This window comes from Streptomyces sp. NPDC031340, assembly GCF_055569945.1.
This window is the reverse complement of sequence record NZ_JBVIIE010000006.1, coordinates 1-12,011: the sequence shown is the minus strand read 5'-3', so window position 1 is coordinate 12,011 and position 12,011 is coordinate 1. Positions and strand designations below refer to the sequence as shown.

Here is a 12,011-nt window from a genome sequence, read left to right as displayed (position 1 = left end):
ATGCCCTCCGACCGGCCCTTTCCGGCCCGCCGCGCGTTGCGGCGCGTTGACGGAGTGGTGAATTCCGGTTGCGCGGAGTGTTGACACGTGACGGCGGCGGTCCCTAGCCTCCCCGTCTTGAGAGCGCTCTCAAAACGAGTGCGGAACCGTCTCCCCGGCCTCATGACCACCGTTTCCGGCGGTCCTCCGCACTCGGCTGTTCCCCCGCACGTGCACGACTCCCCGTCACCGTCGCGTGCCGCGCGCGCCGGCGGTCCACCCGCAGGAGATGCCGCATGTCGATAGACAGTGCCCCGCCGCCGAGAACCCTGAGATCCCTGAGATCCCCGAGAACACCGGGTCCCCGGCGGGTGTTCCGCCATCCCTGCGCCACGGTGACCGGGGTCGTGATCGCCCTGGTCGCCGCCGTCCTGACCGTGCTCACCCCGCACGCCGCCAGCGCCGGCACGGTCGGCCAGGGCAGTTTCACCACCCAGCCGCCGGGCCCGCTGCCCTCCGGCTGCGCGGACCTGTCGACCAACCCGCGCCACTGGGTGACGTCGAACGCGCCCTCCGGCGCCGTGCCCACCAACGACTGGTGGTCGTCGATCCTGTGGAAGCGCACCAACTGCGCATACGGCGAGCCGCTGTTCGCCCAGCCCCTCGGCTACCGGGCGCAGTCCGCCGGCCTCGGCGTCTCCTACAGCACCACCCCGGCGATCTCCGGCAGCGCCAAGGGCGTCGGCGAGTACCACTACAACTACGCCGAGGACTTCACCGTCGGTGTCGCGGGTCTCGCGGCGCCCGAGGTGAAGGTCGACGACTGGACCGACTGGACCGTCAGCCCGCTGCTCACCGACGGAGCGCACACGCTGCGGGCGACCATCGGATCCGGGCTGCCGTTCGCCTACTTCCGTGCCACCGGCGGCGACGCGCGCATCCAGGCCGCCTCCGGGGCGGACGTCAGCGTGTGGTCGCACTCGGGCGAGATGATCGGTTACCGGGTCAACGGCCATGACTACGTGGCCTTCGCACCGACCGGCGGCACCTGGTCCGTCAACGGTTCCACCCTCACCTCCTCGCTGGCCGGCAAGGACTACTTCTCCGTCGCCGTGCTGCCGACCACGTCGTCCACCTCGGACTCCGACCGGGCCGCCCTCGCCGCCGAGTTCGCGAAGTACGCGTACGACCACGTGACCGGCACCACCGTCTCCTACAGCTACGACGAGGCCACCGCCACGGTCACCACGAAGTACCGGTACACCACCAAGGCGCTGGAAGGCTCGGAGACCGGCACGGTCGCCGCGCTGCTGCCGCACCAGTGGCGCAACCTGGCCTCCGGCAGCCCCCTGTCGCAGAGTTACGTCTCCTCCCGCGGACCCCTCAAGATCCTCGCGGGCATCGGGTCGTTCACCACCTCCATGGTCTTCCACGGCGTCCTGCCCGAGGTCCCGGCGGTCGCCGACAGCTCCGGCGCCGACGGCACCACCCTGCAGAACTACCTGAACGCCGAAAAGGCCGACCCGGCCCGGCAGCAGAGCGACGACACCTACTGGACCGGCAAGGGGCTCGGACGGGCCGCGCGTCTGGCGGAGATCGCCGACCAGACGGGCAACACCGAGGTCCGCGACGCGGCGCTGGCCACGATCAAGTCGAAGCTCACGGACTGGTTCACCGCGTCGCAGAACGAGACGGGGCACCTGTTCTACTACGACGACAAGTGGGGCACCCTGATCGGTTACCCGGCCTCCTACGGCTCCGACCAGGAACTCAACGACCACCACTTCCACTACGGCTACTACGTCGCGGCCGCCGCGACCCTCGCCAAGTTCGACCCGGCCTGGGCCGCCTCGAGCGAGTACGGCGGCATGGTCGACCTGCTCATCCGCGACGCGAACAACTACGACCGCTCGGACAAGCGCTTCCCCTACCTGCGTGACTTCGACATCTACAGCGGCCACGACTGGGCCTCGGGGCACGGCTCGTTCGCCGCGGGCAACAACCAGGAGTCGTCGTCGGAGGGCATGAACTTCGACAACGCGCTGATCCAGTGGGGCATCGCCACCGGGAACAAGACCGTCCGCGACGCCGGCATCTACATGTACACCACGCAGGCCGCCGCGATTCAGGACTACTGGTTCGACACGAAGAACGACGTCTACCCCGGCGACTTCAAGCACAAGGAAGTCGGCATGGTGTGGGGCAACGGCGGCGCGTACTCGACCTGGTTCTCCAGCGCGCCCGAGCAGATCCAGGGCATCAACCTGCTGCCGGTGACCGGCGGTCACCTCTACCTGGGCGACGACCCGGACTACGTCAAGGCCAACTACCAGGAGATGCTGGACCAGAGCGGCAAGACGCGGCCCACCATCTGGACCGACATCTGGTACGAGTACCTGGCCCTCGGCGACGGCGACGCGGCGCTCTCCGCCTTCCGCGCCGACAACTCCTTCACCTCCGAGGAGGGCGAGAGCAAGGCACACACCTTCCACTGGATCCGCAACCTCGCCGCGCTGGGGACTGTCGACACCTCGGTCACCGCGGACAGCCCGCTGGCGGCCGCCTTCGTGAAGGACGGCAAGCGCACCTACGTCGCCGCCAACGTCACGAGCCAGGACGCGACCGTGCACTTCTCCGACGGCACCGCGGTCGAGGTGCCGGCCGGCCGGACCGTGGCGACCGGGGCCCTGAAGTGGAGCGGAGGGAACGCCACGGGCGGCACCAGCCCCTCCCCGACCGACTCGCCTTCTCCCACCGACTCCCCGTCCCCCACCGGCTCGGCCACGCCCACCGACTCGCCGTCGCCCACCGGCTCCAGCACACCCCCCGGCGGCGGATCCTCACCGACCCTGTACCTCCAGGCCGGCGGTGAACTGACCGCGGCCCAAGGCGACTCCGGCAGCGTCACGGTGCCCTCCGCGGACGGCAGCAACCACGACGGCACCCCGTACAAGCCGGTCACCTTCACCGCCACCGGACTGGACCTGACCCGCGGCGCGGGCAACGCCTCGTTCGACCTGGCGGTCGACGCCGACACCGTGGTCGGCAACGCCGTTCAGCTGCAGATCGGTTACGACTGCACCGGTGACGGCAGCTGGGACCGCACCGAGACCTACCGCTACTTCGCCACCGACCCGATCCCCGGCTGGGAGCACTACACCGAGAGCACGGGGCTCGCCTCCGCCACCGGCACCGCCTGCGACCTGCACGGCGGCACGGTCCAGCTCAAGGTCTGGAGCGCCATCGGCGTCAAGTCCAGCACCCTGGGCACGGGCAGCCGCTCCGTGGTGCACCTCCCGTACGCCTGATCCGTCCGCGGTGCCCGGCTCCCCGGTGGAGACGGGCACCGCGCAGCGGCTGACGCGCGTCAGTACCCGACGCGGAAGGTGGCGTCCTGCTGCTCGGTGGCCGTGGAGACGGGGTCGATGCGCAGGACGTAGTCGGAGTGCCGGATGTAGCGCGTGGGGTAGTTGTGGGAGCGGAACGACGTCCAGGTCGCGTCCGCGAGCCCCGCGGTGCGGTGGAAGGTCGCGTCCGCCGCGAACGTCGACGTGCCGTCGTTGACGTCGAGGCGGAGCTGGTAGTCGTAGTGACGCAGGTAGCGCGTCGGGTAGTTGACCGACTGGAAGGAGACCCCGGAGGCGTCCGCGAGGCCCGGGACGAGCTTCCACAGGGTGTCCTTGTACGGGTCGATCGGGTACTCGTCCATCCGGCCCACCCAGTTGGAGTGGCGGACGTAACGCGCCGGGTAGTTGTAGGACTTGAGACGGTTCCAGGCCGGCGTGCCCCACGCGGCGACCAGGTTGTCGTACTCGGCCGTGCTGATGGCCGTGATGCCGCAGTGCTTGGAGTTGACCGGCTGGGTGTAGGTCCGCTGGTCGAGCGCGGTCCAGGTGCCCGACGCGAGGTCGGTGGACTGCCAGGCGTAGAAGACGCCGTTCGGCGTGTAGGTGTCGCCCCAGAGGTACCAGGTGTTCGACGTGAGGGACTTGACGAGGGTCGGGGCCTCGGTGCCGCCGTGGGCGGCCGGGGTGCTGAACTCCGTGAAGCTCCCGGGGTCCAGGGAAGTGGACCGCGCGCCCACCAGGGTCTGGTTCTTCTTGAAGTAGAGGTAGTTGACCCCGTTCACGCCGACGGCCATGTCGCCGTCGATGACGTCGTAGCCGGGGTCGAAGAAGACCTGGGGCGCCGAGGCGGTGACGAAGTCGGTGGTGTAGTTGACCATGATCACGTTGTGGCCGCTGGAGTTCACCGCGGAGTAGATGAGGGCGTACTGGCCCCGGCCCGCGTCCCAGAACGCCTCGGGCGCCCAGCAGTGCGTGTTCATGTCGTGCAGTTTCAGCCGGTGGTAGCCGGTGAAGGTGCGCAGGTCGGTGGAGTTCCAGACGTGGACGTACTGGCTGACGTAGCTCCAGTCGGTGCCCTTGAGGTCCGTGGCCAGGACGACGAAGGTGCCGTCCTGCTTGCGCAGGACGAAGGGGTCGCGCAGCCCGAGCGCGCCCTCGGTGGGCGTGACGACCGGGTTGTTCTGGTTCAGCGGCGTCCAGTTCAACGCGTCGGTGCTGACGGCCAGGTGGAGACCGTAGTCGGTGCCGTCGCCGAGGCTGGTCGACTCGGTGAAGTAGGACATCACGTACGCCGAGCCGGCGGCGTGCGCGGTACCGGCGCCGAGGCTCATCGCCCCGGTCACGGCCAGGGGGGTGGTGGCCGCCAGGCCGAGGAAGTGGCGGCGGGACGTTGCCATGCGTGCTCCTAGGGGTGTGCGGGGGGCCCTTGAGGACTGCAGGACGGCAGGACACTGAACGTTGTGATCGATATACCGAACAGAGTTCGGTTGATCGGTCAGAAGGTAGGGCGTGGCCATGTGCGCGTCAATCACCTGGGCTGTCCTTGGTGATTTCTGTGCGCACCGGCCACGCCCGCAACTCCCTTACCGCTGCGTGTAGATGAAGCCGATCTTGTCGACCTCGTCGCCGCTCCGGCCGTGGAACCCGGCGATCTGCCAGCCGGAGGGCGCGGTGCGGGTGACGCAGTCGGAGGTGGTCGAGCCGCCGGCCAGGGTGCGCCCGAGGTTGGTGGTGAACTTGGCGTAGAAGATCCGGGTGTGGCCGTCCTTCACGCCCTGGCACAGGTAGGCGGTGGTCACGTACTCGCCGCTGCCCAGGGTGAGGGAGGACGCGGTGCCGCCGGTGCCGCCGTGGGCGAGCGTGGCGCCGCCGCTCAGGGTGACGTTCATCTGGTCGACGCGGGAGCCGGCGCGCAGGCCGACGGCGGTGGCGCGGGCGCCCGCCGGAACCTTGTCGATGTCGGTGAAGTAGTCGCCGTGCGGGCCGCCGAACTGGTCGCTCAGCTGGTAGGCGGAGTTGCGCGACCAGGAGAAGCCCACCGCGATCGGGTCGTGGTCGGAGAGCATGAGCCCGTCGTCGGTGAGGAAACCGGCGTGCTTGTTGCCGTAGGAGGTGGCGTTCAGGGAGACCAGCCTGCTGCTGCGGTAGAGGACCTTGTCCACGACCTCGCAGGTGTCGGGCACCGTCGGCTGGGACTGGTCGCAGACCAGCGCGTCGCTGCCCTTGGCGGGCGGGGTGCCGCCGCGGACCAGCTGGACCCAGGCGTCGGTGAGGCCGTTGGCGGCGGCGAACTCGGCGATCGTGTCGCCGGTGCGCGTGTAGCGGGTGTTGGTGTCACCCATCACCACGACCGCGTTGCCGGCGGAGTGGCTCGCGATGAAGCCGCTGAGCTGGTTGAGGTTGTCGGCGCGGGAGGCGAGGTCGCCGTCGTTGGTGCCGGCGTTGGTGTGGATGTTGTAGAAGTCCACGTAGACGCCCTCGGCGAGGCGCACGCGCATGAACGTGAAGCCCTTGGGGGTGAGGCAGTCGCCGGAGTCGTACTGGCAGGAGTTCCAGCGCACCCGCTCGAAGTCGTCCACGTCGTAGGGGATCTTGGAGAGGGTGTTGAGCCCGCTGCCGATGCCCGCGCCGCCGCTGGTGGGGGTGCGGTAGGCGTGGGAGGTGTCGCCGGCGTAGAGGGCGGCGTGGTAGTTGAAGTCCTCCTGCACGTGGACGATGTCGTACGGCGCGATGCGCTTGCCGATCTCGGTGGTGCTCGGCTCGCGGGGTGTCGGCGCGCTGGACAGGCTCTCGGGCAGGCCGGCCACGTTGTAGCTGAGGACGCTGAAGGCGCCCCCGTCGGCGGCCGCCGCGGAGGGGGCGGCGGTGGTGAGCCCGCCGAGGACGGCGGCTGCCGTCGCCAGACAGGCGAGGAGTCTGCGCATGGGGAGTCTCCTGAGCGGTGTGGATGGGGACATGACAGAACTGCGCACGGCAGAACTTACCGCCGGTTACCCCTCGTCCGGGCGATGTTCGGGTTACCTGTGAAGGACGGTCGGATGTCCCGCCGCTTCCCGCGCGTCCCGTTCTGGCGCGTCGGCGCCGCAGGGGCGGGCCACCGCTGCGGGGTGCCGCACGCGGGCCGCCGCCGGCGTGTCCCCGGCCGCGCCGAACGCGACGGCGAGCGACCCGGGGGCCGGAGAGCGGACAGGGAACGCGGGGCAGAACTGGACACGCCGACGCCCGACGGGTAGACAAGCGCACGAAGCCTCTGATGCTTGGCCGAAAACTCATCCGACAGGAGCCGCACCCGTCTGCCGGCCCGGCTGCCCATGTCGCCCGACGGGTCGGAAAGAGTTCAATACGGGCAAGGCCGGAATTCCGTAAAATTTGGCGGAAATTCCAAGTTGGCCGGAAGTCGACGGCTTGTGGCGGCGCAGCGGCGGCAAAAACTAGGGGTACACCTAGATTCACATGCCGGTACTTCTCGCTCGGCATTTATCCGTTTACGGTCTTGGCGTAGCCGGGCTGTATGGAATGGGTGGGTGCCATGCATGGTGATCAGAGTTGCCGCGAAGTGTTCCAGCCGGTCGGTGGCTGGGTTTTCAGCTCGATTCAGGCCAGGATCCTGGAAGGTGTTGCGGCCGGCTTCTCCAGCGGGCGGCTTTCGAGAGAGCTGTACCTCAGCTCGAAGACCATCGACTATCACGTCCGCGTCATGTCCGACAAGCTACAGGCGCCGAATCGTGTCGCGTTGGTCTCCAGGGCTTTCGTCCTCCAGATTCTGCGAACAGATTCATGGCCCCCGCGCATTGCGTGTGAAGCTGTCGAATGATGCTCGGCGGTTCGCGAGTTCGTGATCCGTGCGTTCACGTATGAACTGGGACGCATTCCCGGATCGACGGTCGTCAATGTTCCTCCCCCGAGCGAACCGGCCAGTTGCCGGGGTCGTCGATGCCTGCGGACGCCGGTACGGTGTCGAGGCCGGTCAGCAGCTCCACGACGACCCTGGTGATGTTCTGCGCGGTCAGCCCGCAGGCGGCGAGCACCTCGGCCCTGGATCCGTGGCTGAGGAAGCGCCTCGGGATGCCGAACTCGCGCAGCGGGGTGTGCACGTCGGCGTCCCGCAGCGCCTGCGCGATCGCGGAACCGACACCACCCACGCGGCTGTTGTCCTCGACCGTGATCGCGAGCCGGTGGCGGCGGGCCAGATCGGCCAGCGCGGGGTTGACCGGGGTGACCCACCTCGGGTCCACCACCGTCACCCCGATGCACGTAGGACTGGTGCCCGGTGTCCCACAGCAATCGGTCCCGCGGGGACTCGAACACCGTGTGCAACGCGATGGTCAGCTCGACCACCCCCAGGTCGGGCCCGAGGTGTCCCCCGGTCGTGGAGACCCGCTCGATCAGGAACGCGCGGATCTCCCCGGCGAGGTCGCGGAGCTCCCCGGCGGTCAGCTCACGCAGCCGCGCCGGGTGGCGCACGGTTTCCAAGAGCGCCATGTCGAACAGTGCTCCTCACTGGGTGTGGTGGGCGGCCGCGGCCGCCCTCTCGGTCAGATCGGGCCGACCGCCCGGCGCGACGCCGGTTCGGCCGACGGCCTCGTGTGCCGGCCGACGCCTGGAGGGACCCGCACAGCAGTTGATGGCCGCGGCTGGTCGGGCAGGTCGGGACGACGGCCGAAGCGGCTCACCGCTGATGCGCTCTGGCCGGCGGAGTCCTTGCCGGCGTCATCAGCGGCAGGGGTCGCCCGGTACCGATCGGTCACGGCACGTCCGCCGCTCCGGTCAGCCGCGTGGGTGGGGAGAACACGATGTCCTCGGTCGCCACCCGTGCCACGGACGTGTCCGCGTAACCCAGTTCGGCGAGCCGGTCGAGCAGCTGGTCGACGAGGATCTCCGGCGCGCTCGCCCCGGCGCTCACGCCGACCGTGCTCACGCCGGCCAGCCACGCCGGGTCGAAATGGGTCACGTCCGGCACCAGTTCGGCCCTGCCGCCGAGCCTGCGCGCCACCTCCACCATCCGGATCGAGTTGCTGGAGTTGGTCGAACCGACCACCAGCACCAGGTCGCACCGGTCCACAATGGCCCTGATGCCGTCCTGGCGGTTCTGGCTGGCGTAGCAGATGTCGTCGGTGGCGGGCCCGCGCAGGTCGGTGAACCTGCGCCGGAGCACGGCGATGATGTCCCTGGTCTCGTCCACCGAGAGCGTGGTCTGGGTGAGGTACGCGACCGGTGCGTCGGGGGGAAGGTCCAGTGCCTCCGCGTCGGCGACCGTCTCGACGATGACGGTCCGGTCGGGGGCGTGCCCGTAGGTGCCCTCGACTTCCTCGTGGTCCGCGTGCCCGATCAGCAGCAACGTCCGCCCGTCCCGGGCGAACCGGCGCGCCTCCTGGTGCACCTTGGCCACCAGGGGGCAGGTCGCGTCGAGCACGTCCAGCCCGCGTGCGTCCGCGTTCTGCCGCACCTGCGGGGAGACGCCGTGCGCGGAGAAGACACACACCGCGCCCTCCGGCACTTCCTGCTCGGAGTCGACGAACCGGACACCGCGGCGCTGGAACTCGCGCACCACGTAGTGGTTGTGCACGATCTCCTTGCGGACGTAGACCGGCGCGCCGTGCTGTTCCAGCGCGAGGTCGATGATGGCTATCGCCCGGCGTACACCGGCACACAAACTGCGTGGCTCGGCCAGCAGGACCTGCTTACCGCCACTCATTCCCACTCCGTTCCGGGCCATGACGTCCGCGTCGGAACGCCTGGCTTGCGTTGCCGAACAGGGCATCCCTGCGGGTCGGTGGAAACCGAGTCCTTCTCAGGAAGTCTTGTCCGCCGTCGGGTGCCGGCTTGATAGCCGGACTCGAAGTGCGGCCTTCGGTGCCGCCCGGCGGTTACCATTCCGCAGGATAGTCCAATCCAGGCCTTACGCCGTCGTCTTTGGGGTTTTTCCTAAAGTCGAAGATGCTCAGGCCACGTCGTTGACACGACCAGGGCTGCCCTACAGGATGGATTCCAATAGCGGCCACCTGATTTCGGGACGACTCAAGATCCCGGATCATGAGGGCGGCTCTGCATTTCTCGCGAGGCGCTGCTCGTGCCGCAAACCGCTTCTGAACATGGAATCCGGTCCAGCGATCCCTGTCGAACCGCGTATCCTCGCCGGAATCATGACGAGCGCAGCGCAACGACCACAGCGCAACGACCGCAGCAGGTAATTCGCCAATGTCGTCGGCATCCGAGCTCTGGAGGAGTGACCGTGTCGAATCTGGATGAATTTTCAAGTTCACCCCGAACAGCGCTGGAGTCTCAGGACGAGGTAAGAATAGTCGGCCAATACTACGACGACAAAACAGCCAGGCTTGTTCGCAAATACGGGCCTGGACCCAGGATTCACTATCATGTAGGCCACTACCCCTCCTCCGAAACGCCACCGCATGCTCACGACGCGACGCCGGATGCCATCCGCGACAGCATACGGAATCACCAAGAGGGTCTGCTGCGGTACGCGGCCAAGATCTGGGGCGCTGAACACCGACTGTCGGGGAGGATCCTGGATGTCGGCTGCGGTCTCGGCGGGGGCTCGCTCTTCTGGGCGCAGGAGTACGGCGCCGACGTCACAGCGGTCACCAATGCGCAGGAACACGCGCCGATAATTGACGGGTTCGTGCGGGAATGCGGTTTGGACGGGAAGGTCCGAACGCTGGTCTGTGATGCGATGCATCTTCCCCTGGACGGCCCCTACGACGCGGCGGTGGCGATCGAGAGCAGCGGATACTTCAACCGTCCCCAGTGGTTCGAGCGTCTGGCGCGCGTGCTTCGTCCGGGCGGGAGCGTGTGCATCGAGGAAGTATTCATCACACGCCCTCACGGGGCCGACGTGTGGGCCGAATACTTCTACACAAAACCGGCTACGGTGCTCGACTATGCAGAAGCCGCGAAGTCCGCGGGTTTTGAATTGGTCGATGACGTCGACGCCACGCAGGAAACCTCGCCGTTCTGGGAGGAGAGCACCGCCTGGACGAAGGCGGTACTGGACAGCGACAGCAGCCTTTCGCCGGTCGACCGCAGGAATCTGAGGATATCCCTGATGGCGAACCAGGCGCTTGGCGCCGAATGGCAAGCAGGGGGCTTGAAGCTGGGTTTCTTGCGCTTCGAGCTGAAGAAGTGAGCAAGGAACGGGACATGGTGCCGGAAGTCCGCACGGTCGACGGCCGGTACACGGAAGACGCCGCGGACAGGCCCGCCGCCGAGGTGAACGGCGTCGGCCGGCCGGTACGGCTGAACCGCCGCCGGCTTCCCGCCACCTTCACGACAATACGGAGTTCGTCATGACGCTCGAACAGGCTCCCGCTCACAGCGACGTCCGCAACGTGTACGACGGGTTCGGCCGGATCTACGGGTCCGCGTGGGGCCGCAACATCCACTACGGCTACTGGGAGAACGACGCCGACGACAGCTCCGTCGAGGTAGCCACCGACCGCCTGACCGACCTGATGATCTCAGGTCTCGCCGCGGAGGCCGGCCAGCGGGTCCTGGACATCGGCTGCGGCGTCGGCCATCCCGCGCGGCGGCTCGTCCGCGCTTGTGACGTGAACGTGGTGGGCATCACGGTCAGCCACATCCAGGTGGCGGAGGCCACGGAACTCACGGCCGAGGCCGGGCTCGCCGACCGGGCCACGTTCCAGTTCGCGGACGCGATGGACATGCCCTTCCCCGACGGCTCGTTCGACGCGGCCTGGGCGTTCGAGTCGATGTGGCACATGCCCGACCGTGGCCAGGTGCTCGCCGAGACCGCCCGCGTCCTGCGCCCCGGCGGCCGCCTCGCCGTCGCCGACGTCATCCAGCGCGGCCCGGTCAGCCCTGAGGGACGCGTGGTCCTGGACCACATCTGCGAGAACTACGCGGTGCGCTCCTTGGGCACGGTGGACGAATACCGGACGGCGCTGGCCGCCAACGGTTTCGTCGACGTGGAGATCCGTGACATCACCGACAACGTCATCCGTACCCTCGGGCTCATGGCCGACGCCTTCGAGACCGTCCGCGACAAGCTGTCCGATCTGGTCGGCAAGGAAAAGGCCGACTCGCTCATCGACTTCGTGCGCAGGTTCGGGGCCATCCCGGAGAGCGGCTACCTCTTCCTGACCGCGGTCCGCGCATGACCGCGGGCGCCGTCCCCGGTTTTCAGACCGGCGCCTGACGGCACCCGCACGAAGGTGTCGGCCTGTTCGCCGCACACACCCCTCGGCCTGCGCCACGCACTGGTGCAGGCCGAGCAGGCCGTCCTGACACGTGTGAACCCCGACAGGACGGCGAGCCCCACCGACCTGGTCGTGATCCCCGCCCCGACGGCCATGTCGTCTCCGCGACGGCCGACCGATCCGGGTTTCCGCGGTGCGATCCGGCCGTGAGCGCGACAAGGCCCGCGCCCCGCACCACGACGTCGTCGACGCCCCGCTCGGGGCCGCAGCCGGCGCTGCCGCTCATCCGCGGCGCCGAGATCACCGGCGGGCGGACCCGGCCACCGATCCGCGACGTCCGTCCAGGCGCGTCCAGGCGGCATCCTGGTGGGGGGGGGACCGGGGGGGGGGGGGGGGGGGGGGTGGGGGGGGGGGGGGGGGGGGGGGGGGGGGGGGGGGGGGGGGTTTGGGGGGGGGGGGGGGGAGGGGGAGGTTTTGGGATGCTGTGTTGGTGTGTGTTGTTGTTGCGGGG

General features: G+C 68.7%; 8 protein-coding genes and 2 pseudogenes. 5 read left to right on the top strand and 5 right to left on the bottom strand.

The annotated features are described in order from the left end of the window. Positions 1-350: 350 nt before the first annotated feature. Entirely contained in the window at positions 351-3,287 is a 2,937-nt protein-coding gene (locus ACZ5GT_RS05755; protein ID WP_469014829.1) for a glycosyl hydrolase, read from the top strand. 59 nt (positions 3,288-3,346) lie between these two features. Here the strand turns inward: ACZ5GT_RS05755 and ACZ5GT_RS05750 are convergent, their stop codons facing one another. Both ACZ5GT_RS05750 and ACZ5GT_RS05745 read right to left on the bottom strand, forming a co-directional pair. Continuing rightward, positions 3,347-4,723: a glycoside hydrolase family 43 protein gene (locus ACZ5GT_RS05750; protein ID WP_469014826.1), complete on the bottom strand. Its 1,377-nt coding sequence runs from the start codon at positions 4,721-4,723 to the stop codon at positions 3,347-3,349. Between the two features lie 186 nt (positions 4,724-4,909). Beyond that, positions 4,910-6,250: a jacalin-like lectin gene (locus ACZ5GT_RS05745; RefSeq protein ID WP_469014822.1), complete on the bottom strand. Its 1,341-nt coding sequence runs from the start codon at positions 6,248-6,250 to the stop codon at positions 4,910-4,912. Positions 6,251-6,837: 587 nt separating this feature from the next. Between ACZ5GT_RS05745 and ACZ5GT_RS05740 the strand changes: the two genes are divergently transcribed. Next, on the top strand, positions 6,838-7,140 hold the full coding sequence (locus tag ACZ5GT_RS05740; protein WP_469014819.1) for a LuxR C-terminal-related transcriptional regulator: 303 nt from the start codon (positions 6,838-6,840) through the stop codon (positions 7,138-7,140). Between the two features lie 73 nt (positions 7,141-7,213). On the opposite strand, the pseudogene ACZ5GT_RS05735 reads toward ACZ5GT_RS05740, so the two are convergent. The 3 genes and pseudogenes from ACZ5GT_RS05735 to ispH all read right to left on the bottom strand — a co-directional run. Continuing rightward, a pseudogene (locus ACZ5GT_RS05735) lies at positions 7,214-7,576 on the bottom strand (transketolase C-terminal domain-containing protein); the annotation flags it as partial. Continuing rightward, positions 7,572-7,808: pseudogene (locus ACZ5GT_RS05730) on the bottom strand (1-deoxy-D-xylulose-5-phosphate synthase N-terminal domain-containing protein); the annotation flags it as partial. The pseudogenes ACZ5GT_RS05730 and ACZ5GT_RS05735, both read right to left, overlap by 5 nt. Positions 7,809-8,070: 262 nt before the next feature. Continuing rightward, positions 8,071-9,021, bottom strand: a complete 951-nt coding sequence (ispH, locus tag ACZ5GT_RS05725; RefSeq protein WP_469014817.1) for a 4-hydroxy-3-methylbut-2-enyl diphosphate reductase — start codon at positions 9,019-9,021, stop codon at positions 8,071-8,073. Positions 9,022-9,558: 537 nt separating this feature from the next. Here ispH and ACZ5GT_RS05720 point away from each other — a divergent pair. From ACZ5GT_RS05720 to ACZ5GT_RS05710, 3 genes are read left to right on the top strand one after another with little or no spacing between them, the layout of a single operon-like run. After that, positions 9,559-10,470 (top strand): methyltransferase domain-containing protein, encoded by a 912-nt coding sequence (locus tag ACZ5GT_RS05720; RefSeq protein ID WP_469014814.1) that lies wholly within the window; start codon positions 9,559-9,561, stop codon positions 10,468-10,470. Positions 10,471-10,484: 14 nt separating this feature from the next. Then, complete coding sequence (locus ACZ5GT_RS05715) at positions 10,485-10,634, top strand: hypothetical protein (protein WP_469014811.1); 150 nt, start codon at positions 10,485-10,487, stop codon at positions 10,632-10,634. Beyond that, entirely contained in the window at positions 10,631-11,461 is an 831-nt protein-coding gene (locus ACZ5GT_RS05710) for a methyltransferase domain-containing protein (RefSeq protein ID WP_469014808.1), read from the top strand. Before ACZ5GT_RS05715 ends, ACZ5GT_RS05710 begins: the two co-directional genes overlap by 4 nt. Positions 11,462-12,011: the final 550 nt, after the last annotated feature.

Coding starts and splice junctions, on each gene's coding strand:
- ACZ5GT_RS05715 (WP_469014811.1), top strand. CDS start 10,485: ATGGTGCCGGAAGTCCGCACGGTCGACGGCCGGTACACGGAAGACGCC.
- ACZ5GT_RS05750 (WP_469014826.1), bottom strand. CDS start 4,723: ATGGCAACGTCCCGCCGCCACTTCCTCGGCCTGGCGGCCACCACCCCC.
- ACZ5GT_RS05740 (WP_469014819.1), top strand. CDS start 6,838: ATGGAATGGGTGGGTGCCATGCATGGTGATCAGAGTTGCCGCGAAGTG.
- ispH (WP_469014817.1), bottom strand. CDS start 9,021: ATGAGTGGCGGTAAGCAGGTCCTGCTGGCCGAGCCACGCAGTTTGTGT.
- ACZ5GT_RS05745 (WP_469014822.1), bottom strand. CDS start 6,250: ATGCGCAGACTCCTCGCCTGTCTGGCGACGGCAGCCGCCGTCCTCGGC.
- ACZ5GT_RS05710 (WP_469014808.1), top strand. CDS start 10,631: ATGACGCTCGAACAGGCTCCCGCTCACAGCGACGTCCGCAACGTGTAC.